Source organism: Streptomyces sp. NBC_00466 (assembly GCF_041433995.1).
Classification (GTDB): domain Bacteria; phylum Actinomycetota; class Actinomycetes; order Streptomycetales; family Streptomycetaceae; genus Streptomyces.
In genome coordinates, this window is record NZ_CP107896.1 from 5,108,675 (window position 1) to 5,130,652 (window position 21,978).

Here is a 21,978-nt window from a genome sequence, read left to right on the forward strand (position 1 = left end):
ACTACAGCGTCAGGCGCATCGCCGGATCGGGGGTCCTGACGAACCCGAGCGAGGTGTAGAGCGGCTCGCCGTCGGCCGAGGCGCGCAGGTCGACCTTTGTCACACCGCGCTCCCGGAACCAGCCGAGCAGCGCCTCCATACAAGCGCGTGAGTACCCTCGGCGGCGCATGTCCGGATCGGTCGCGACGCTGAAGACGTAACCGCTCGTGCCGTGCGGGTTGCCGGGGCCGCCGAGCCGGTACTCGACCGTGCCGACCACGCAGGCGGCGAGCCCGCCGTCCGGCCGGTCCACGACGAACGCGGTGAGATCGGCCGTCGGGTCCTTCAGCTTTGCGCGGAGCGTCTCGACGGCAGTGGACTGCCAGCTGATGTCCGGGTGCGGTGTCCCGGACATGGAGTCCTGCATCAGCTTGCGCAGGCGTACGAGTTCGACGGCGTCATCGGGGGTGGCGCGGCGGGCGGTGCTCATGGTCCGGGAGGCTACGGGAGCCGTCTGTGAAGTTCCGCTCGATTTCGCTTGCCTGGAGTGCACTCCAAGGATCTAGCGTTGGTGCTGTCGCGAGGATGAAGGAGCTGGGACCGCATGACTGTGACCGAGACCGAGGCTGTGCCCGCGTCGTCCCGTGTGGCCGTCTGTGCGGCGCCGCCCACGGCGGGCAGGCGCCCCGACGGACAGGACCAGTACACGATCAGCGAGGTCGTCACGTTCACCGGTCTCAGCGCGTACACCTTGCGCTGGTACGAGCGGATCGGGCTGATGTCGCAGGTCGACCGGTCGAACACCGGCCAGCGTCGCTTCACCAATCGCGATCTGGATTGGCTCAACTTCGTCGGCAAGCTGCGGCTGACCGGGATGCCGGTGGCAAAGATGGTTCGCTACGCCGAACTCGTACGCGAGGGCGAGGACACCTTCGAGGAACGGCAGGAGCTCCTGGAGGAGACCCGCAGAGATGTACGGCTGCGTATCGCGGAACTCGACGACACGCTCTCCGTACTCGATTTCAAGATCGGCTTTTACGCGGACGCCCGACGGGCGTCGGAGAGGTTCTGAACCTGATGAGCATCGAGAAGATCGACAGGGTGCGGCTGGGCCAGGACGGCCCCGAGGTCGGCGTGCAGGGCTTCGGTGCCATGGGCATCAGCGAGTTCTACGGGGACACCGACGAGGGGGCGGCCAGGGACACCCTGGAGGCCACCGTCGAGGCCGGTGTCACGCTGATCGACACGGCCGACATCTACGGGCAGGGCGCCAACGAGACCTTCCTGGCGCCGTTCGTCGCCGCGCACCGCGACGAGATCACGCTGGCCACCAAGTTCTCCATCGAGCGGCGCGCCGACGACCCGCACTACCGGGGGGTGCGCAACGACGCCCCGTACATCAGGCAGGCCGTCGAGGCGAGCCTGCGCCGGCTGAACGTCGATGTCATCGACCTCTACTACATGCACCGCCGCAACCCCGATGTCCCGCTGGCCGAGTCGGTCGGCGCGATGGGCGAGCTGGTGGCCGCGGGCAAGGTCAAGTACCTGGGGCTGAGCGAGGTGACCGGTGCGGAACTGCGCGAGGCGCACGCCGTGCACCCGATCACCGCCGTGCAGTCCGAGTGGTCGCTGTTCAGCCGTGACGTGGAGCTGAGCCTGATCGGCGCGGCCGCCGAACTCGGGGTGGGCATCGTGCCGTACTCGCCGCTCGGCCGGGGCTTCCTCACCGGCTCCTTCGCGGACGCGTCCAAGGAGCTCGGAGGCGGCGACTTCCGGCAGTCCCAGCCCCGCTTCACCGGCGACAACGCCAAGGCGAACGCGGCGCTCCTCGAACCGGTGCACAAGATCGCGGCGGCGCACGGAGCGACGGCCGCGCAGGTGGCCCTCGCCTGGGTGCAGCAGCGGGCCGAGGTGCACGGTCTCTCGGCGGTCGTGCCGATCCCCGGCACCCGCAAGCGCACCCGCCTGCTGGAGAACACCGGCGCCACGCGGCTGCGGCTGACCAGTGATGAACTGGCGCTCCTGGAACCGATCGCGGGCGAGGTCAAGGGCGACCGCTACCCGGACATGTCATCGACGTCCGCTGCCCGCGAGTAGCCACCGGGGGAAGTCATGCCGGAGGGGGCCCGCGCGGTGCGGGCCCCCTCCGTCTGTACGGCTGCCGCTACAGCTCCGCCAGCAGTTCGGCCTTCTTCGCGCTGAACTCGTCGTCCGTGACCAGTCCGGACGAGTGCAGTTCGCCCAGATGCCGTATCCGCTCGGCGATGTCCGCCGGGTCGCGCCGGCCGGTGGCGATGGCGGGCACCGGCACCGGCCTGGAGTGGCGGGCCGCCCCCAGGACCGCGGCGGCGAAGGGCAGCGACTCGTGCACCGGTCCGTAACCGAGCCCGAAGACGACCGCCGTGGGGTCCTGGTCCGCCTGCGCCGCATCCGGCTCGCCCTGCCGCAGCACCCGCAGATAGCCGTCGTACGCCTCGGGGGAGCGCCAGTCCACACCGGTCAGTTCGGCCACCGGGAAGTTCTGGTCGCCGCACTTCCACTTGGCCGACGACGCACCCGTCCACGACCACCGGAACGAGACCCGCGACCCGTCGAAGGACGCCTTGCCGTCGTACGCCTTGAAGTGGAGCGGCGCCTCGGGCGCCGCCACCAGGAACCGCTCGGCCGGATCGGCCGCCTCGGGCACCAGCCGCGACGTCAGCTCGTCCGCGTAGTACTCCGCGAGCGTCCGCTGCGCGGCCGGAAGCACCAGCCGGTACGGATCGCACCCCTCCTTCAGCTGCCCCGAGGCGGCCTCCATCAGCGGGTCGGCGCCCGCGCGCGGCGCCGCGCGCAGCACCACCGTCCCCCGTCTCCCCTCGGTCACCGACACCGACCCCAGCGCTTCGTGAGGGATACGCCGCTGACGCAGCGCCTGGAAGAGCTTCGGCGTGCGAATCCCCCGTTCGAAGCGGATGAGCACGGAGTCGGTCGCGAACTCCCAGGTGGCTTGAATTCCGGCCAGCACATCACCCATGTGCCACATCGTAGGCGGCGTGCGCCCGCGCGTCGCCCCTCTGCGGCGGACCTGATGCACGGGCATCTACGCGCGTGAACCTCCTGAGTCACCGCAAGATCAGCTGCGGCAGGCGTCCCCACCGTTCGCACATGTCACCGAATCGAACTCGCCGGTGCCGACCGCCGCGAAGTTGTGCAGGCTCTCCGTACCAGGCGTGAAATAGCCGGTGTGGCCCTGTGCCGCGCCCGCCGACACGACGCGGGCGCCGAACTGCGGCGAGACCGGGTCGGCGCCGTGGCCGAGGCCGCCGACGTCCAGATGCGGGACGTCCTGGATCCAGTCGCTGCTGTCCCGCATCGCCCACACCCGGGCGCCCGTGTCCAGCTGGGCGGCGTTCTCGACCCGCATCCCCGGGCTTCCCGCGACCGCGATGTCGCTGACCCGTGACGGGAGGTCGCGGGCGGCGACGCCGCAGAGCACCGAGCCGTAGCTGTGGCAGAACAGCGCGACGGGCGCCTTGCCCGGCAGCGCGTCGACGAGCGCGTGGAGCCGGAGCGAACCCTCGGCGGCGAGTCTGCCGATCGCCGCGTCCACGCCGATACCGACGGGCGAGGTGTAGTCGGCCCAGGCGATGACGGCGGTGCGCGACCCGGGGGCCGCGGAGTGCTCGGCGCTGTACAGCGACGTCGCCATGCCGACCGGCGCGGTGTAGTAGGCCTGCTGACTCTTCTGGAAGGTCAGCAGGTTGGTGTCGACTCCGGGTACCACGATGGAGATGTGCCGGGCCTGCTGCAGATCGCCCATCACCTGGGCGACCCGGCCGGTGCCGGTCGGGTCGAAGGCGAGGATCTGCCGGCCGGGCTGCGCCAGCGCGTTGTACCGGTCGTAGGTCTGGCGCGCGTCCTGGTGGCCGAGCTTGTTCAGCGTGGGGTCGGTCAGCCGTTCGCGTTCCTGCCCTGCGGCCTGTTCCAGCGCGCGCCGGTTGGCCTGATAACGCAGGGTCACCGGGGCGCCGTTGAGATTGCCGACCACCAGCGGATAGTCGTCGACGAGCCGGTCACGCTCGGCCGCGGTGAGCTCAGCGAAGAAACGCGCCAGCCGGTGCGGCGACGCGTTGGGCGAGGGGAGATGGTGACCCGCGATGGAGCCTCTGCCCCAGGCGGCCAGCGCGGCTTGGCGGGGTCCGGCGGTTCTCTGGTGGTGCACGGCGGTCCAGCCGGTCGTGGCCAGCATGACGAACACCACCGCGAGCGCGAGCAGAGTGCGCCAGACGGTGAGGGTGGGGGAGGAGTCGAAGGAAGTCACTGCCCGCCACCCTAGGAGACGGGGGAGCGTGCTTGCGAAGTCCGTGAGGGACATCACGTTTCATAGCGGGAATGTATCCGAATGACTACATTCCGTGTGCGCCTGTCGTACGCCAGTTCCCTGCCAGTGCCGGCCCGATCAGGTCGAGATGAGTCAGGGCGATCGCCCGCATGGAGGCGATGCTCAGGTCCTGGCCCTTGCCCCAGATCCGGCCGGTGGCCCGCATCACGCCGTCGAACGCCGCGACGGCCACGCGCGGCCGCGGATCGGTGTCCACGTCGAGCCCCTCGCGTGCGGCGATCAGCTGGGCCATCCGGTCCTCCAGCTCGGCCGAGCGGCGCAGATGGATCGCGAGCAGGGCCGGGGAGGACTCGATGACCTGACAGGTCCGCATGTACAGGTCGACGGGGACCAGGTCCTCGATCGTCAGGCTGATGCTGTCCCAGGAGGCGAGCACCGCGTTGCGCATCGCCTCGAACGGGGTCTCCTCCGGCGGGCGGGCCTCCAGCGCGGTGAAGAACTGCGACTCCACCAGATCGTGTACCGCGAAGGCGGCCTCCTCCTTGCTGGCGAAGTACCGGAAGAAGGTGCGCTGGGAGACCTCGACGGCGTCGGCGATCTCGTCGACGGTCGTCTGCTCGTACCCCTTCGTCGTGAAGAGTTCGAGTGCGATGCGCAGCAGGGCCTCGCGGGTGCGCTGTTTCTTGCGCTCCCGCAGTCCGGTCGGCGCGTCCGGCGTCGACGGCCCGGTCTGCTCCATCGTCACGGTCTGGTCCTCTTTCGGCGTGGGGGGTGATGTGCGGGGGGTGGTGTGCGGAGTGCGGTGCGGATCCGGTCCGGGCCCGAACTGCTTCCGTTTTGAGGTGCTTTGTCGTCTCAGGATACCTGTGAGCTACGTGACAGCTACCGACTTGTGAATTGGTTTGTCAACTGTCAGTGGCTGACACTAATCTGACTCGTATGACTAGTCAGACCACTGTCGACCCGGCGCCGCAGGACATTGCGGCACCGCCGGTCAAGGGGCTCCGCGGCCACCCTTGGCTGACGCTCTTCTCCGTGGCCATCGGCGTGATGATGGTCGCGCTCGACGGCACGATCGTCGCGATCGCCAACCCGGCCATCCAGAAGGATCTCGGGGCCACCTTCGCCCAGATCCAGTGGATCACCAATGGCTACTTCCTCGCCCTCGCGGTGGCGCTGATCACCGCGGGCAAGCTCGGTGACCGCTTCGGCCACCGCCAGACCTTCCTCATCGGCGTGGTCGGCTTCGCCGCGTCGTCCGGCGCCATCGGCTTCTCCAACAGCGTCAGCCTGGTCGTGACCTTCCGGGTCCTCCAGGGGCTGTTCGGCGCGCTGCTGATGCCCGCCGCGCTCGGCCTGCTGCGCGCCACCTTCCCCGCCGAGAAGCTCAATATGGCCATCGGTATCTGGGGCATGGTCATCGGCGCCTCCACCGCGGGCGGCCCGATCATCGGCGGCCTGCTCGTCCAGCACGTCAGCTGGCAGTCGGTCTTCTTCATCAACGTGCCGGTCGGTGTGATCGCGCTCGTCGTGGGTGTGGTGATCCTCAAGGACCACCGGGCCGAGAACGCCCCGAAGTCCTTCGACATCCTGGGCATCCTGCTGCTGTCGGCGGCCATGTTCTGCCTGGTCTGGGCGCTCATCAAGGCCCCGGCGTGGGGCTGGGGCGACGGCAAGGTCTGGATCTTCCTGGCCGTCTCGCTGGTCTGTTTCGCGGCCTTCGCGTTCTGGGAGACGAAGGTCAGGGAGCCGCTCATCCCGATGGCGCTCTTCCGCTCGGTGCCGCTCTCCGCGGGCGTGGTGCTGATGGTGCTCATGGCCATCGCCTTCATGGGCGGGCTCTTCTTCGTCACCTTCTACCTCCAGAACGTGCACGGCATGAGCCCGGTCGACGCCGGCCTCCACCTGCTGCCGCTCACCGGCATGATGATCGTCGCCTCCCCGCTCGCGGGCGCGGTGATCACCAAGCTCGGCCCGCGTATCCCGCTGGCCGGCGGCATGGTCTGCACGGCGGTCGCGATGTACGGCATGTCCACGCTGGGAACCGACACCGGCAGCGTCACGATGTCGATCTGGTTCGCGCTGCTCGGCCTGGGGCTCGCCCCGGTCATGGTCGGTGCCACCGAGGTCATCGTCGGCAACGCCCCGATGGAGCTCTCCGGCGTCGCCGGCGGTCTCCAGCAGGCCGCCATGCAGATCGGCGGCAGCCTCGGTACGGCGGTGCTCGGCGCGGTCATGGCCTCCAAGGTCGACAGCACCCTGCCGGTCAAGTGGGCGGATGCCAAACTTCCTCCGTTCGGGCCCGGTCAGCTGGACCAGGCATCGCAGGCCGTCCAGGTCGGCATGGCCCCGGTGCCGCCGAACGCGCCGGCCGGACTCGCCGCGAAGATCACCGGCGTCGCGCACGACACTTTCATGTCCGGCATGGGCCTGGCCTGCCTGGTCGCCACCGGCGTCGCGGTCGTGGCCGTCTTCGTGGCCCTGCTCACCAAGCGCGGTGACAACCCGGAGGCCGCTGCGGGCGGTGCCCACATCTGACGATCCGGCGTCAACTCCACGCCACGACAGCCCCGCCGGACCTCTCCGGCGGGGCTGTCGCCTATCAGGGTGGTGCGGGCGGTGTGCTCTTCCGGCGGTACGTGATCACGGGTCAGGCTGCGGTCCAGAGATCCGTACGACACGTCACACGGGGGACCACCACCATGAACACCGCACACACCAGGGCCACTTCACTGCCGCAGCGCACGGCGACCACGCACACCGCGCCCGCGGCCCGCATCCGCAAGGCGCTGCTGCGTACGACCGTCACGGCCGGGATCGTCACGGCCACCGTGTTCGCCGCGCCCCAGACAGCTGCCCCGCACACCGCGCCGGCCGCCTCGCAGCCCCGGATGGGGGAGTGCGCGACCGGCGAGCTCTGCCTCTGGGAGAAGGGCGCCTTCAAGGGCGTACGCCGCACCTACGACCTCTCCGGCAGCGGCATCGACAGCTGTACGCCGCTTCCCGCGGGCTCCACCGCCCAGTCCGTCGCCAACCGCACCGGGCGCCCGGTCACCACGTACCAGTCCGCCGAGTGCGCGGAGACCGGCGAGTTCGAGACGTACCCGGGAGGCGGCACCTGGCTGCCGCACTCCCCGTACCAGGTACGGGCGTTCAAGATCCGGGAGAACTGAGCCCCCACCGAACGCGCACCCCACGGACACACGCAAGGGCGGCGGGACCGCCGTGGTCCCGCCGCCCTCATACGTGCTCAGTGGCGCCTACGCGTCGCCGCCCGCCGCGCCCGGATCGGCCGACGACACGTCCAGGAGCTGGTAGCGGTCGATGGCCTGCTTCAGGGCCGAGCGGTCCACCTTGCCCTGCTTGGCCAGCTCGGTGAGGACCGAGACGACGATCGACTGCGCGTCGATGTGGAAGAAGCGGCGCGCCGCGCCCCGGGTGTCCGCGAAGCCGAAGCCGTCCGCGCCCAGCGACTGGTAAGGCCCCGGCACCCAGCGTGCGATCTGGTCCGGCACCGAGCGCATCCAGTCCGACACGGCCACGAACGGGCCTTCGGAGTCCGCGAGCTTCCGCGTCACGTACGGGACGCGCTGTTCCTCCTCGGGGTGGAGCAAGTTGTGCCGCTCCACCTCCACGGCCTCGCGGCGCAGCTCGTTCCAGGAGGTCGCGGACCAGACGTCGGCCTTCACGTCCCACTCGTCGGCGAGGATCTGCTGGGCCTCGACCGCCCACGGGACCGCCACGCCCGACGCCATGATCTGTGCCGGGATCTGCCCCCGCTCGCCCTGCTTGAAGCGGTGGATGCCCTGAAGGATGCCCTCGACGTCGACATCGTCGGGCTCCGCCGGATGCTGGATCGGCTCGTTGTAGACGGTGAGGTAGTAGAAGACGTCCTCGCCCGCCCTGCCGTCCGCCGTCTCGCCGTACATCCGGCGCAGACCGTCCTGGACGATGTACGCGATCTCGAAACCGAACGCCGGGTCGTAGGCGACACAGGCCGGGTTGGTCGAGGCGAGCAGCTGCGAGTGGCCGTCCGCGTGCTGGAGACCCTCACCCGTCAGCGTGGTCCGCCCGGCGGTCGCGCCGAGGACGAAGCCGCGCGCCAGCTGGTCGCCCATCTGCCAGAACTGGTCGCCGGTGCGCTGGAACCCGAACATCGAGTAGAAGACGTAGACCGGGATCAGCGGCTCGCCGTGCGTGGCGTACGCCGAACCGGCCGCGATCAGCGACGCCGTGCAGCCGGCCTCCGAGATGCCGTCGTGCAGCATCTGCCCGGTCGGCGACTCCTTGTAGGCGAGCAGCAGTTCGCGGTCCACCGACTCGTACTGCTGGCCGAGCGGGTTGTAGATCTTCGCGCTCGGGAAGAACGCGTCCATACCGAAGGTGCGGTACTCGTCGGGGGCGATCAGCACGAAGCGCTTGCCGATCTCCTTGTCCCGCATGAGGTCCTTCAGGACACGGACGAACGCCATGGTGGTGGCGATCGACTGCTGGCCCGAGCCCTTCTTCGCGGTGGCGTACGTCTTGTCGGACGGCAGCGGCAGCGGCTTGGCGCGCACCACCCTGGTCGGTACGTAACCGCCGCAGGACTTGCGGTGGTCGTGCATGTACTGGATCTCTTCGGAGTCCCGGCCGGGGTGGTAGTATGGCGGGTTGCCGTCCTCCAGCTCCTTGTCCGCGATCGGCAGGTGCAGCCGGTCCCGGAAGCGCTTGAGGTCGTCCGCGGTCAGCTTCTTCATCTGGTGGGTCGCGTTGCGGCCCTCGAAGTTCGGACCCAGCGTCCAGCCCTTGATCGTCTGGGCGAGGATCACCGTCGGCTGGCCCTTGTGCTCCTTGGCCGCCGTGTAGGCCGCGAAGACCTTCCGGTGGTCGTGCCCGCCGCGCCCGAGGTGCAGGATCTGCTCGTCGGACATGTCCTCGACCATCTTGCGCAGCCGCTGGTCGGTGCCGAAGAAGTGCTCACGGATGTAGGCGCCGCTCTCGGTGGCGTACGTCTGGAACTGGCCGTCCGGCGTGGTGTTCATCTTGTTGACCAGGGTGCCGTCGCGGTCCTGGGCCAGCAGCGGGTCCCAGCTCCGGTCCCAGACCAGCTTGATGACGTTCCAGCCGGCGCCGCGGAACTGCGACTCCAGCTCCTGGATGATCTTGCCGTTGCCGCGTACCGGGCCGTCGAGGCGCTGGAGGTTGCAGTTGACGACGAAGGTCAGGTTGTCCAGGCCCTCACGGGCAGCGATGGAGAGCTGGCCGAGCGACTCGGGCTCGTCCATCTCGCCGTCGCCGAGGTAGGCCCAGACATGCGACTTGGAGGTGTCCGCGATCCCGCGCGCCTCCATATAGCGGTTCATCCGCGCCTGGTAGATCGCGCCGAGCGGGCCGAGGCCCATCGAGACGGTCGGGAACTCCCAGAAGTCCGGCATCAGCCGCGGGTGCGGATAGCTGGACAGCCCGTAGGGAGCCTTCGACTTCTCCTGGCGGAACCCGTCGAGCTGCTGCTCGGAGAGCCGGTCGAGCAGGAAGGCGCGGGCGTAGATACCGGGGGACGCGTGCCCCTGGAAGAAGACCTGGTCGCCGCCGAGGCCGTCGTCCTTGCCGCGGAAGAAGTGGTTGAAGCCGACGTCGTACAGCGAGGCGGAAGAGGCGAAGGTGGCGATGTGGCCGCCGACCCCGATGCCGGGGCGCTGCGCGCGCGAGACCATCACGGCCGCGTTCCAGCGGGTGGCGTTCAGGACCTTGCGCTCGATCTCCTCGTTGCCCGGGAAGAACGGCTCGTCCTTGGTGGCGATCGTGTTCACGTAGTCCGTGCTGCGCATCTCGGGCACGGCCACGCGCTTCTCTCGCGCGCGCTCGATGAGGCGGAGCATCAGATATCGCGCACGCTCACGGCCGCGCTCGTCGACGGCGGCATCGAGGGAGTCGAGCCATTCCTGGGTCTCTTCAGGATCGAAGTCCGGGACCTGGCTCGGAAGGCCGCCAATGATGATCGGGTTGCGATCGGATCCGGAAACCACGCTGTTCCTTCGCTGTTCGGTGGTGCGGTATCGGGGCGTACGCCGCCACCATCGTGTACCGCCAGGACGCTGACGTCATCTCTACCGAGGGGTAACCGACCGTCACTCGGTGAGACATCCCGTCCGGAGGCCGCTGCTGGGTCCGGCGAAATCGCAACCTTACGCCCGACCCGCTCAGACATTCCCAAAGGGATCCGGGGCACAATTGACGTATCCGATGCCGCGGAACCCCGCAAATACGGATGAACAGTGTGGGATGGATCACCAGAGAGCGTCAGGACCTGCCTGAGGTTGGGATGAGGTGCCAGGAAACGTCACCGTTTCGGCTGTCTCGACCGCTGGGTACTTGCGCGATCGGTCCCGCCCGTGTGGACTACGGCCAACGCCCCGCGCACGCGCGTGGCTGGTGCATTTCCAAAAACGATCAGGAGGCAAACCGTGAGCGCGACCGCGGACCACGCGGAGGAGCGGACCAATCAGGCAGCACGCCTTGGGTTCGAGCCCGGACAAGTGGTCCAGGAGATCGGCTACGACGACGACGTCGAGCAGGAACTCCGTGAGGGTATTGAGAGCGTCATCGGCCAGGAACTCGTCGACGAGGACTACGACGACGTGGCTGACGCTGTCGTGTTGTGGTTCCGCGACGAGGACGGCGACCTTACGGACGCACTGGTGGATGCCATCGGTCTGGTCGACGACGGCGGCGCGGTCTGGCTGCTGACCCCCAAGACCGGCCGTGACGGTTACGTCGAGCCGAGCGATATCAACGAGGCATCTCAGACAGCCGGTCTGGCCCAGACCAAGAGCATCAATGCCGGCAAGGACTGGACGGGGAGCCGTCTGGTCACACCGAAGGTGGCAAGGTCCGGCAAGCGCTGAGTCGCCACAAGCCCCGAGAAGCCCCCGCCGGCCGTCCTGCCGGCGGGGGCTTCCCCCTTTTCCGGCTGGTCCGGCTGGTCCGGCTGTCCCGGGTGTTCAGGCGGTTCCGGCTGTCCCGGCGGTTCCGGCGAAGGGCTGTGCCCCCGGTGCGGCCGGTGGGGAGGCCCTAGGGTGGGCATCATTCGAATGGCCCCACCGAAGGGAAGCGTTTTCATGGCGATCGAGGTCGGCACCGAGGCCCCGGAATTCGAGCTCAAGGACAACCACGGCCGGACCGTCCGCCTCTCGGACTTCCGCGGCGAGAAGAACGTGGTGCTGCTCTTCTACCCCTTCGCTTTCACCGGCGTGTGCACCGGCGAGCTCTGCGCCCTCCGCGACGAGCTGCCGAAGTTCGTCAACGACGACGTGCAGCTGCTTGCCGTCTCGAACGACTCCATCCACACGCTGCGTGTCTTCGCCGAGCAGGAGGGCCTCGAATACCCGCTGCTCTCGGACTTCTGGCCGCACGGCGAGGCCTCGCGGGCGTACGGCGTCTTCGACGAGGAGAAGGGGTGCGCGGTACGCGGGACCTTCATCATCGACAAGGAGGGCGTCGTCCGCTGGACCGTCGTCAACGGCCTGCCGGACGCTCGTGACCTGAACGAGTACGCCAAGGCGCTCGACACCCTCTGACCCGGCCGGTGAAGTGCCTGCCGTGTCCGGGAACCGGTCACTAGGATCGGTTCGTTGATCCGGTGCCACGTAAAAACACGGGGGCAAGGGCCCTCCTCGGCCCCTCGAAACCAATTGGGAGGACTCGTGGGAGTCAGCCTCAGCAAGGGCGGCAACGTCTCGCTGACCAAGGCCGCACCCAATCTGACCGCGGTCGTCGTCGGTCTCGGATGGGATGCACGCACCACCACAGGTGGTGACTTCGACCTCGACGCCAGCGCTCTGCTGACGAACGAAGAGGGCAAGGTCGCCAACGACTCGAACTTCGTCTTCTTCAACAACCTGAAGAGCCCCGACGGCTCGGTCGAGCACACCGGTGACAACCTCACCGGTGAGGGCGAGGGCGACGACGAGGTCATCAAGGTGAACCTCGCCGGCGTGCCCGCCGACGTCGCGAAGATCGTCTTTCCGGTCTCGATCTACGAGGCCGAGAGCCGCCAGCAGAGCTTCGGCCAGGTCCGCAACGCGTACATCCGCGTGGTGAACGAGGCGGACAACTCCGAGCTGGCGCGGTACGACCTCAGTGAGGACGCGTCGACGGAGACCGCCATGGTCTTCGGCGAGCTCTACCGCAACGGCGCGGAGTGGAAGTTCCGCGCCATCGGCCAGGGGTACGCCTCCGGGCTGCGCGGTATCGCGCAGGACTTCGGCGTCAACGTCTGAGTCCGGCGTCTCTGAGCAGGATTCACTCCGTCCGGCGCCGCACCTCAGTGCGGCGCCGGACGTGCTAGTCAACCGTTCACACCTCGGGGAGGATCAGCGATCATGGGCGTAACGCTCGCCAAGGGCGGCAATGTCTCCCTCTCGAAGGCCGCACCCAACCTCACGCAAGTACTGGTCGGGCTCGGCTGGGACGCACGCTCCACCACCGGAGCGGACTTCGACCTCGACGCCAGCGCGCTGCTGTGCCAGTCGGGCCGGGTGCTCGGCGACGAGTACTTCATCTTCTACAACCAGCTGACCAGCCCGGACGGCTCGGTTGAGCACACCGGTGACAACCTCACCGGCGAGGGCGAGGGTGACGACGAGTCGATCATCGTCGACCTCTCCAAGGTGCCCGCCCACTGCGACAAGATCGTCTTCCCCGTCTCGATCCATGAGGCGGACAGCCGCGGCCAGACCTTCGGTCAGGTGGCCAACGCCTTCATCCGCGTGGTGAACCAGGCCGACGGCCAGGAGCTGGCGCGGTACGACCTGAGCGAGGACGCCTCGACGGAGACCGCGATGATCTTCGGCGAGCTCTACCGGTACGGCGGCGAATGGAAGTTCCGGGCCGTGGGGCAGGGGTACGCGTCGGGGCTGCGGGGCATCGCTCTAGACTTCGGGGTCAATGTTTCCTAAAGCATTCTTCCGGCGTGGTTCAAGTCCGGGAGATCTCCCGGGGTCCGTGCGGGGGACCCAGGGTTCGTGCCCCGGGAGGAGTGCAGGTCTTGAAACATGCCGGACGCGCGGGGGAACCCGTACACACACGATGGGGTAGCCAGTGCTTCTGAAAACCTTCGGGTGGTCATTCGTGATCACCGTGGTCGGTCTCGCCGTGGCGGTGATCTACGACGGATGGACCGCCCTGGGCATTGTGGCGATCCTGGGCGTCCTGGAGATCTCGCTGTCCTTCGACAACGCGGTGATCAACGCCGGAATCCTGAAGAAGATGAATGCCTTCTGGCAGAAGATCTTCCTCACGGTCGGTGTGCTCATCGCCGTCTTCGGTATGCGACTGGTCTTCCCCGTCGTGATCGTCGCCATCAGCGCCAAGATCAATCCGGTCGAAGCGGTGAAGCTCGCGATCAACGAGAAGGACCACTACCAGCAGCTGGTCACCGACGCCCACCCGTCGATCGCGGCCTTCGGCGGTATGTTCCTGATGATGATCTTCCTCGACTTCATCTTCGAGGACCGCGACATCCAGTGGCTGCGCTGGATCGAGCGCCCGCTGGCCAAGCTCGGCAAGGTCGACATGCTGTCGGTCTGCATCGCGCTCGCCGTGCTGCTGATCTCCTCCTTCACCGTCGCCACCCACGCCCACCAGCACGGCGGCGTGCACGCGGACAAGGCGCAGACGGTCCTCGTCTCCGGTATCGCGGGGCTCATCGCCTACCTCGTGGTGGGCGGGCTCTCCGGGTACTTCGAGAACCGGCTCGAAGAGGACGAGGAGCGTGAGCAGGAGGCCGAGGAGAAGGCCAGGAAGTCCGGCTCGAACGTGCCGGCGGTCATGATGGCCGGCAAGGCCGCGTTCTTCATGTTCCTCTACCTGGAAGTCCTCGACGCCTCCTTCTCCTTCGACGGGGTCATCGGCGCCTTCGCCATCACCAACGACATCGTGCTGATGACGCTCGGCCTCGGCATCGGCGCCATGTACGTCAGGTCGCTCACCGTCTACCTGGTCCGCCAGGGCACCCTGGACGACTACGTCTACCTGGAGCACGGCGCGCACTACGCGATCGGCGCGCTCTCGGTGATCCTGCTCATCACCATCCAGTACGACATCAACGAGGTCATCACCGGCCTCGTCGGAGTCGTGCTGATCGGCTTGTCCTTCTGGTCGTCGGTCCGCAGGAACAAGCGGCTCGCCGCGGAGGGCGGGGACAGCTCCGGAGACCGGACAGAAGTGCCGTCCGGGGTGTGACCCGTACCGGATTGCGGAACGCTCTGAACGGGGCGGTCAGGAAGCGGAAGCCTCCTGACCGCCCCGTGCGCGTGCCTGTGTGCGTGTGGGCGCTCGTGCGCGTGGGGGAAGAAGTCCGGGGAAGAACCGGGGAAGAGTCACCGAGCAAGCTGGGGGTGGGACATGGCCTTCTGGGACAGTCTTCGACGGGACAAGCCGCACTTCGATTCGGGGAGCTCGGCGTCCAACTCGATCGAGCTGACCAAGCGGCACCCGGTGGTCTCACTGACCAAACAGGGCGCCACCACCGGAAACCTGCGAGTGAACCTGTCCTGGCGGATGCGTTCGTCGGACTTCGGCGGCAACTCGCGGCAGCGAGGAAGCCTGCTGCGCCATCCGTCCCGGATGTTCCAGCCGGACGTCGTCCAGGCGCACACCCAGGGCGTCGTGAACGTCGACCTCGACCTGGGCTGCCTCTACGAGCTGGAGGACGGCACCAAGGGCGTGGTGCAGCCCCTGGGGAACTTCCTCGGCGGACTCAACGAAGCGCCGTATGTGCAGCTCAGCGGTGACGACCGGTTCGGATCGCCGTCCGGCGAGACGCTCTACGTCAACCTCGACCACCGGGACGAGATCAAACGGCTGCTGGTCTTCGTCTACATCTACGACCAGACGCCCGCCTTCGACCGTACGCACGCCGTAGTGACGCTCTACCCCAGCAACGGCCCGCGCATCGAGATCCAGCTGGACGAGCGCCACCCGCAGGCACGCTCGTGTGCGGTCCTGGCCATCGAGAAGGTCAAGGGCGACATGGTGGTGCGCCGCGAGGTGAAATTCGTGTACGGCTTCCAGGCCGAGCTGGACCGGCTGTACGGCTGGGGGCTCCAGTGGGGCCGGGGCTACAAGACCAAGATCTGAGCCGGGCGGCTCTCACCGGCTCACCGGCCGGCCCTGCTCACCTGGGCAGGAACTGCGGTCCCATCGGCGGCAGCCGGAAGTACGGATCGGGCGCGGGTGCAGCCGCCGCGGCCGGCTGGGCCATGGGCCGGGTCGGCACGGCCTGCGGGTACCCGTAGCCGGGCGGCGGCGACTGCGGGGGCGGCGGGAAGCCGGCGGGCGACGGGACCGTGGGGCCCGTCGCGCCCGTGGGGCCGGGCTGTGCGGACTGCCCGGGCTCTGCCGCCGCGCCTGCTGAGGCCCCGTCCGCTCCGGCCGGTTCGGCGTTCTCGTCGACCGAGATGCCGTACGCCGTGGCAAGACCGACCAGACCGGTCGGGTAGCCCTGCCCCACCGCCCGGAACTTCCAGCGGTCGCCGCGGCGGTACAGCTCGCCGCAGATCATCGCCGTCTCCTCGCCGGTCTCCGGCTGTACGTCGAAGACGGCCAGAGCCGGAGTGCCGTCCCCGGCCGGCGCCGCCGCGTCGTACAGCAGGATCCGCAGATCCCGTACGGCGCGGAAGGGTGCGTCGTCGGACGACGCGGCCAGCACCACCTGCTCCACCGAGGGGTCCAGAGCGGCCAGGTCGGCCTCGACCGTGTCGGTGAGTCCCTCGGCGTCACGCTTCTTCGGCAGCCGCCGCACCAGACCCGACGGGTGGCGCGGCTGGTTGTAGAAGACGAAGTCCTCGTCGGAGCGCACACGCCCGCCGGGGCCGAGCAGCAGAGCGGAAGCGTCGATGTCGGGGACGTCGGGGCGCGGGGTCCAGCGCAGGACGGCCCGTACCGCCATGGCGTCCAGCGGGACGTTCGAACCCTTCATCATCGCGTGCGTCATGCCGGTCATCCTGCCTTCCCCATGTGGCCCCGGACAACGTGGGGGCGCTTTGGGGCGAGTCCGGTACATCCCGTCGGGACGGGCGGGACGACTGTTGCAGGCCGGTTGCAGGCCGGCCCGGATTCCCTCTCCGTTGGAACTAGTGACATGCGTCCATACGTACTATTACCGGCCGCGCGTCATCGGGACGGCATGGCACTACGAGGGGACCTTGTGCATCATTTCGGGCATATCTCGCCCCTTGTCCGGTCGGAGCTCTTCCATCAGGAGCCGGCCGACTTCACCTCCGGGTCTCCGGCACCCGTCCTCGCCGCCGCTCTCGGCGCCACCCTCTACAGCCCGGCCACCCGGCCGCAGCTCGCCGACGACGTGCTGAAACAGGCCGCGCGCGGGGTGGTCTCCATGGTGCTGTGCCTGGAGGACTCCATCGACGACGCCGAAGTCGCCGACGGCGAGGTCAATCTGGTCCGCCAGTTCGCCGAGCTGGACGCGAGGTGTGCCGGACCCGCCGGGAACGCGGACGACGTGCCGCTGCTCTTCATCCGGGTCCGCGAACCGGATCAGATACCCGACCTGGTCCGCAGGCTGGGCCCCTCGGCGCGGCTGCTGTCCGGATTCGTACTGCCGAAGTTCACCGAGGAGCGCGGCACGGCCTTCCTCGAGGCGCTCACCGCGGCGGAGGCGGCGGGCGGCCGGCGGCTGTTCGCCATGCCTGTCCTCGAATCGCCCGAACTGCTGCACCTGGAGACCCGGGCGGACTCCCTCGCCGGGATAGCCCGCACGGTCGACAAGTACCGTGACCGGATCCTCGCGCTCCGGCTCGGTGTCACCGACTTCTGCTCGGCGTACGGGCTGCGCAGGACGCCCGACATGACCGCGTACGACGTCCAGATCGTCGCCTCCATCATCGGCGACGTGGTGAACGTCCTGGGCCGCTCGGACGGTACGGGCTTCACGATCACCGGCCCGGTCTGGGAGTACTTCCGCGTCCAGGAACGGATGTTCAAGCCGCAGCTGCGCCGCAGCCCCTTCATGGAGGGCCGCGCCGACCAGCTCCGCACCACCCTGATCGAGCACGATCTGGACGGACTGCTGCGCGAGATCGGGCTCGACCGCGCCAACGGACTGCTCGGGAAGACCTGCATCCACCCCTCGCACGTGATGCCGGTACACGCCCTCTCGGTCGTCAGCCATGAGGAGTTCAGCGACGCCCGTGACATCGTCCGGCCCGACCGGGACGGCGGTGGCGTACTGCGCTCCGCGTACACGAACAAGATGAACGAGGTGAAGCCGCACCGGGCCTGGGCCGAGCGGACCCTCCTGCGGGCCGAGGTCTTCGGTGTGGCGAGGGAAGACATCGGCTTCGTCGAACTGCTCACGGCCGGGCTCTCCGGCTGATGCGAACCGTGGGAGAAGAGACCGGAAGAGGAGAGAACGGCGAAGTGGTCTGGTCGGGAACATGGGTCGCGGACCGGCTCGGTGTGCGGCTCGCGGGGGACGACGGCCTCCGGGAGGTGCTGGGCCTCGCGCTGCGGCGCAATCCGAAACGCGCCCATCTGCTGGTGTCGAACGTGCTGGGCAAGCATGTGCCGCAGCGCCCCTCGACGGTGTACGGCCACGGCCACGGGCTCGGCCTCGCGGTACGGCGGCTGCTCGGCGACGAGGCCGCGCGCAAGGCGGTCGTCCTCGGCTACGCGGAGACCGCGACGGGTCTGGGCCACTCGGTCGCGGACGGGCTGGTCCTCGCGCCGTATCTGCACTCCACCCGGCGCGAGGTCGCCGGGGTGGCGCGGGCGGGCGGCTTCGAGGAGTCGCACTCGCACGCGACCTCGCATCTGCTGCTGCCCGAGGACCCGGAACTCCTGACGGGCGACGGCCCGCTCGTCCTCGTGGACGACGAGTTCTCCACTGGCAACACGGTGCTCAACACCATCCGCGATCTGCACGAGCGGTATCCGCGCCAGTGGTACGTGGTCGTCGCGCTGGTCGACATGCGGTCGGCCGCCGACCGGGACCGGCTGACGGACTTCGGCCGGGAGATCGGCGCCCGGGTCGACCTGCTGACGTCGGTACGCGGTGAGGTGGAACTGCCCGACGGCGTACTGGAGAAGGGGCGCCGCCTGGTCGAGGAGCACGAGGGGCGCAAGCCCCACTTCCCCGTTGCCCGGGGCGCGGGTCCGGCCGTCCGGGTGGACCTCGGCTGGCCGGCCGGGCTGCCGGACGGCGGGCGGCACGGCTTCACCCCCGGCCACCGCACCACCCTGGAGGCCGCGCTGCCCGGGATGGCGGCGCGGCTCGCGGAGGCGCTGGCGCGGGACGCGCGGGATGCGCCCGGCTCGGACGTACCGGGCACGAACCCGCCCGCCCCGCGACTTCTCGTGCTCGGATTCGAGGAGCTGATGTACGCCCCGCTCCGCCTCGGCCTCGCGCTGGAGCAGGCCGGGCACGACGTACGCTCATCGACCACCACCCGCTCGCCCGTACTCGCCCTGGACGATCCCGGCTACGCGATACGGACCGGCCTCGTCTTCCCCGCGCACGACAGCCCCGGCGACGGGCCGGGCGACCGCTACGCGTACAACGTGGCGGGCGGCGGTTTCGACGCGGTGGTCCTCGTCGTCGACTCGGCCGCCGACACCCCCGAACTGCACGCCCCCGACGGTCTCCTGGCCCAACTCGCCGTGCACGTACCGCAGGTGCTGCTGGCGGTCGTCCCGTCGTACGTACCTCCACAGCGGTACGTACCCGGACAGGCCCACGTCCCCGTACAGCCCCACGTTCCCGAACAGCAGGAAGCAGCAGCCCCCATGCCCGAGCCGTTGCGCGGCCCCGCCTTCTCCTCCTATGCAGCCGAAGATGTCGGCTGGCTGCTCCAGGACCTCTCCGACGTGGAGCTGGAGGCACCCACCGAGGAGCGCGAGGAGGCGATACAGGCGGGCGGTGCCCACTACGCCGAGTCGCTGCCCGTCGAGTACCAGCCGAGCGAGCAGTACCAGGAACTGTTCAGGTCAGCGCTGGAGACCTCGGCGCCGCGGATCGCGCAGGCCGTCGGCACGGTCACCGAGACCGTGCTCGCCGAGCGGTCCGCACGGCCGGTTCTGGTCTCCCTCGCGCGCGCCGGTACGCCCGTCGGCGTGCTGATGCGCCGCTGGGCCCAGCACCGCCACGGCCTGGACCTGCCGCACTACGCGGTGTCCATCGTGCGCGGCCGGGGCATCGACGCCAACGCACTGCGCTGGCTGGCCGCACACCACGACCCGGCCGATGTCGTCTTCGTCGACGGCTGGACCGGCAAGGGCGCCATCACCCGTGAACTGGCCGACGCGCTGGCCGGGTTCCCCGGCTTCGACCCGGAGATCGCGGTCCTCGCCGACCCCGGCGGCTGCGTCCGGACGTACGGCACCCGGGAGGACTTCCTCATCCCGTCCGCCTGCCTCAACTCCACGGTGTCCGGACTGATCTCGCGTACGGTCCTCCGCGCCGACCTGGTCGGGCCCCAGGACTTCCACGGCGGGAAATTCTACCGCGAGCTGGCGGAATCCGACGTCTCGGCCGACTTCATCGACGCCGTCGCCGCCCGCTTCGACGCGGTGTCCGATGCGGTGGACACGGCGGCGAAGGAGCAGTTGGCGGCGGACCGTGCGCCGACCTGGGAGGGATGGGCGGCCGTCGAGCGGATCAGCGAGGAGTACGGCATCCACGACGTCAACCTCGTCAAGCCGGGGGTCGGCGAGACCACACGCGTCCTGCTGCGCCGCGTCCCCTGGAAGATCCTCGCGAGGAGCGGTGCGGGCGCCGATCTCGACCACGTACGGCTCCTCGCGGAGCAGCGCGGCGTGCCGGTCGAGGAGGTGGACGGCCTGCCGTACAGCTGCGTCGGTCTGATCCACCCGCGCTTCACCCGCGGCGCGACCGGCGCCGACGGTACCGCGGCGGTGACGGCGTGAACCCGGCAGCGCCCGTACTCGTCGCCAGCGACCTGGACCGCACCCTCATCTACTCGGCTCCCGCGCTCGGCCTGACCATGCCGGACGCCGAAGCGCCGAGGCTGCTGTGCGTCGAGGTGTACGAGAGCAGGCCGCTCTCGTACGTCACGGAGACCGCGGCCGGGCTGCTCGGCGCGCTCGCCGCCGAGACCCTTTTCGTACCGACGACGACGAGGACGCGCGAGCAGTACCACCGCATCCGGCTGCCCTGCCCGCCGCCGCGGTTCGCGATCTGCGCCAATGGCGGCCATCTGCTGGTCGACGGGGTGTCCGACGCGGGCTGGCAGTCCGCTGTGGCCCGGCGGCTGGCCGCCGAGTGCGCCACCCTGGCCGAGGTGCGCGCCCACCTGGTGTCCGCGGCCGATCCGGCCTGGCTGCTCAAGGAGCGGGTGGCCGAGGAACTCTTCGCCTATCTGGTCGTCGAACGGGCCCTGCTGCCCGAGGGCTGGGTGGACGAGCTGTCCGCGTGGGCCGGGCCGCGCGGCTGGACGGTCTCGCTCCAGGGCCGCAAGCTCTACGCGGTGCCGAAGCCGCTCACCAAGAGCGCGGCGGTGCGCGAGGTGGCCCGCCGCACCGGCGCCGAACTCACCCTGGCCGCAGGCGACTCGCTCCTGGACGCGGACCTGCTGCTGGCCGCCGACCGGGGCTGGCGCCCCGCGCACGGCGAACTGGCGGACGCGGGCTGGAGCGCGCCGCATGTGGAGGTGACCGCCGGGCGCGGGGTCGCGGCCGGCGAGGAGATCCTGCGGGAGTTCACCCGTGCCGCGCGGGGGGCGGGCGCAGGGGCGGTCAGGAAGGGCCGGGCCGATCGTGGCGGTCCTTCCTCTCGACCTTCCGTTCCTTCGTCTCCTCGATCTCCTTGACGTCCCACGGTCCCGAGACGACCGCGGGCGCCTCGCCCAAGATCACGGACGAAAGGGGTATGCCGTCCTTGTCGTAGACGGTCGCGACGTCCGTGAGCTGCCAGAAGAAGTTCATCTCGGGGTTGGCCCCGAGGTTGTGGAAGGTGGTGGACACATAGGAGGTCGTCTGGGTGGACACCGTGAGCTGCTGGCTGGTCGTGGACGACTCACTCAGGGAGGCGGAGACGGACGCGCTGAACGGGCCCCAGCCGGCACTGGCGCTCACGCCGACGGACGCGTTGGTGGTGTCGGACTGTGAGCTGCTGTCCTGTTTGCCGTGGGTGACGGTGTAGCTGACCTCCCTGCTCTCACCCGGCGCGAGGCTGTAGGAGTCGCCCGTGCAGTGCCAGAACTGCTCCCGGGTGACCGCGGGCCCTTGTCTGGCCCTCGAAGACCCAGAGCATCACGATCACCGACATCAGCCAGGTGCCACAGGTGGAGGAGCTGGAAGAGGACCACGGGCCGGCCTACGGACTCGACGTGGCTTTCGCGGGCATGATGACCGCGTTCCACAGGGGGTTCGTCATCTCCGTCCACGCCATGCTGAAGTCGTACGGCGAGGGAGAATTCTCGCCGTACAGGGATCTCATTCGGGTCAGTCCCGTCGATCGCATGACCGAGCACGGAGATTCGGGGGCGATGCTCGTCGGTGTGGACGGCCGCTACAGAGGAGCGGCGCTCGGGACACTCCTCACCAGCGACCCCGACTCCTACTATTTCGCGAGGATTCCCGCCGCCAAACCGCCTGGCCTCACACGGCTCTACCAGCCGGTCCATCCGCCCGCTCCGTTCCCTCCCCAGGACTGAAGG

The 21,978-nt window shown here is 69.1% G+C and carries 21 protein-coding genes; 14 read left to right on the forward strand and 7 right to left on the reverse strand.

The window, feature by feature from the left end; all coding sequences use genetic code 11:
• Position 1: 1 nt before the first annotated feature.
• Positions 2–469, reverse strand: coding sequence for a GNAT family N-acetyltransferase (locus tag OG210_RS22990; protein WP_328326153.1), 468 nt, complete (start codon positions 467–469; stop codon positions 2–4).
• 114 nt (positions 470–583) lie between these two features.
• On the opposite strand from OG210_RS22990, the gene OG210_RS22995 reads away from it, so the two are divergent.
• A complete protein-coding gene (locus OG210_RS22995) occupies positions 584–1,051 on the forward strand; it encodes a MerR family transcriptional regulator (protein ID WP_328326151.1) in 468 nt (155 codons plus the stop codon).
• 5 nt (positions 1,052–1,056) lie between these two features.
• Positions 1,057–2,076: an aldo/keto reductase gene (locus tag OG210_RS23000; protein WP_371538521.1), complete on the forward strand. Its 1,020-nt coding sequence runs from the start codon at positions 1,057–1,059 to the stop codon at positions 2,074–2,076.
• A 67-nt stretch (positions 2,077–2,143) separates the two neighbouring features.
• On the opposite strand, the gene OG210_RS23005 is transcribed toward OG210_RS23000, so the two are convergent.
• The 3 genes from OG210_RS23005 to OG210_RS23015 all read right to left on the reverse strand — a co-directional run bounded on the left by OG210_RS23005 (position 2,144) and on the right by OG210_RS23015 (position 5,042).
• Entirely contained in the window at positions 2,144–2,995 is an 852-nt protein-coding gene (locus OG210_RS23005) for a DUF4429 domain-containing protein (RefSeq protein ID WP_328326147.1), read from the reverse strand.
• A gap of 99 nt (positions 2,996–3,094) precedes the next feature.
• Positions 3,095–4,282 carry an alpha/beta hydrolase gene (locus tag OG210_RS23010; protein WP_328326145.1) on the reverse strand — a complete coding sequence of 396 codons (1,188 nt, stop codon included), beginning with the start codon at positions 4,280–4,282 and terminating at the stop codon, positions 3,095–3,097.
• A gap of 85 nt (positions 4,283–4,367) precedes the next feature.
• Positions 4,368–5,042, reverse strand: a complete 675-nt coding sequence (locus OG210_RS23015) for a TetR family transcriptional regulator (protein WP_328335402.1) — start codon at positions 5,040–5,042, stop codon at positions 4,368–4,370.
• A 200-nt stretch (positions 5,043–5,242) separates the two neighbouring features.
• Here OG210_RS23015 and OG210_RS23020 point away from each other — a divergent pair, with 200 nt between their 5' ends.
• Both OG210_RS23020 and OG210_RS23025 read left to right on the forward strand, forming a co-directional pair.
• Entirely contained in the window at positions 5,243–6,841 is a 1,599-nt protein-coding gene (locus tag OG210_RS23020; protein WP_328326143.1) for an MFS transporter, read from the forward strand.
• A gap of 254 nt (positions 6,842–7,095) precedes the next feature.
• Positions 7,096–7,476, forward strand: coding sequence for a peptidase inhibitor family I36 protein (locus OG210_RS23025; protein ID WP_371540451.1), 381 nt, complete (start codon positions 7,096–7,098; stop codon positions 7,474–7,476).
• A gap of 87 nt (positions 7,477–7,563) precedes the next feature.
• Here the strand turns inward: OG210_RS23025 and aceE are convergent, their stop codons facing one another.
• Positions 7,564–10,311: a pyruvate dehydrogenase (acetyl-transferring), homodimeric type gene (gene aceE / locus OG210_RS23030; RefSeq protein ID WP_328326139.1), complete on the reverse strand. Its 2,748-nt coding sequence runs from the start codon at positions 10,309–10,311 to the stop codon at positions 7,564–7,566.
• 438 nt (positions 10,312–10,749) lie between these two features.
• Between aceE and OG210_RS23035 the strand changes: the two genes are divergently transcribed.
• The 6 genes from OG210_RS23035 to OG210_RS23060 all read left to right on the forward strand — a co-directional run bounded on the left by OG210_RS23035 (position 10,750) and on the right by OG210_RS23060 (position 15,424).
• The gene (locus OG210_RS23035; protein WP_164260513.1) at positions 10,750–11,190 is read left to right on the forward strand and encodes a DUF3052 domain-containing protein; all 441 of its coding nucleotides are present in this window, start codon (positions 10,750–10,752) and stop codon (positions 11,188–11,190) included.
• Between the two features lie 213 nt (positions 11,191–11,403).
• The gene (locus OG210_RS23040; protein WP_371538525.1) at positions 11,404–11,862 is read left to right on the forward strand and encodes a peroxiredoxin; all 459 of its coding nucleotides are present in this window, start codon (positions 11,404–11,406) and stop codon (positions 11,860–11,862) included.
• 126 nt (positions 11,863–11,988) lie between these two features.
• The gene (locus tag OG210_RS23045; protein ID WP_327297894.1) at positions 11,989–12,564 is read left to right on the forward strand and encodes a TerD family protein; all 576 of its coding nucleotides are present in this window, start codon (positions 11,989–11,991) and stop codon (positions 12,562–12,564) included.
• A 102-nt stretch (positions 12,565–12,666) separates the two neighbouring features.
• A complete protein-coding gene (locus OG210_RS23050; protein WP_266857441.1) occupies positions 12,667–13,242 on the forward strand; it encodes a TerD family protein in 576 nt (191 codons plus the stop codon).
• 142 nt (positions 13,243–13,384) lie between these two features.
• Complete coding sequence (locus tag OG210_RS23055) at positions 13,385–14,527, forward strand: DUF475 domain-containing protein (protein ID WP_328326136.1); 1,143 nt, start codon at positions 13,385–13,387, stop codon at positions 14,525–14,527.
• Positions 14,528–14,689: 162 nt separating this feature from the next.
• Complete coding sequence (locus OG210_RS23060) at positions 14,690–15,424, forward strand: Tellurium resistance (RefSeq protein WP_371538528.1); 735 nt, start codon at positions 14,690–14,692, stop codon at positions 15,422–15,424.
• A 37-nt stretch (positions 15,425–15,461) separates the two neighbouring features.
• On the opposite strand, the gene OG210_RS23065 is transcribed toward OG210_RS23060, so the two are convergent.
• On the reverse strand, positions 15,462–16,289 hold the full coding sequence (locus OG210_RS23065) for a TerD family protein (protein WP_328326132.1): 828 nt from the start codon (positions 16,287–16,289) through the stop codon (positions 15,462–15,464).
• A gap of 204 nt (positions 16,290–16,493) precedes the next feature.
• Between OG210_RS23065 and OG210_RS23070 the strand changes: the two genes are divergently transcribed.
• Genes OG210_RS23070 through OG210_RS23080 form a run of 3 tightly spaced genes read left to right on the forward strand, consistent with a single transcriptional unit; the run spans position 16,494 to position 21,129 of the window.
• A complete protein-coding gene (locus OG210_RS23070; protein WP_328326130.1) occupies positions 16,494–17,678 on the forward strand; it encodes an HpcH/HpaI aldolase/citrate lyase family protein in 1,185 nt (394 codons plus the stop codon).
• Complete coding sequence (locus tag OG210_RS23075; protein ID WP_371538530.1) at positions 17,678–20,227, forward strand: phosphoribosyltransferase; 2,550 nt, start codon at positions 17,678–17,680, stop codon at positions 20,225–20,227. Before OG210_RS23070 ends, OG210_RS23075 begins: the two co-directional genes overlap by 1 nt.
• On the forward strand, positions 20,224–21,129 hold the full coding sequence (locus tag OG210_RS23080; protein WP_328326126.1) for an HAD family hydrolase: 906 nt from the start codon (positions 20,224–20,226) through the stop codon (positions 21,127–21,129). The genes OG210_RS23075 and OG210_RS23080 overlap by 4 nt, the downstream gene beginning before the upstream one ends.
• Here the strand turns inward: OG210_RS23080 and OG210_RS23085 are convergent.
• Positions 21,056–21,394, reverse strand: coding sequence for a hypothetical protein (locus OG210_RS23085; RefSeq protein WP_328326124.1), 339 nt, complete (start codon positions 21,392–21,394; stop codon positions 21,056–21,058). The genes OG210_RS23080 and OG210_RS23085 overlap by 74 nt on opposite strands.
• Before the next feature lie 209 nt (positions 21,395–21,603).
• Here OG210_RS23085 and OG210_RS23090 point away from each other — a divergent pair, with 209 nt between their 5' ends.
• Positions 21,604–21,975, forward strand: a complete 372-nt coding sequence (locus tag OG210_RS23090) for a hypothetical protein (protein ID WP_328326122.1) — start codon at positions 21,604–21,606, stop codon at positions 21,973–21,975.
• Positions 21,976–21,978 lie beyond the last annotated feature (3 nt).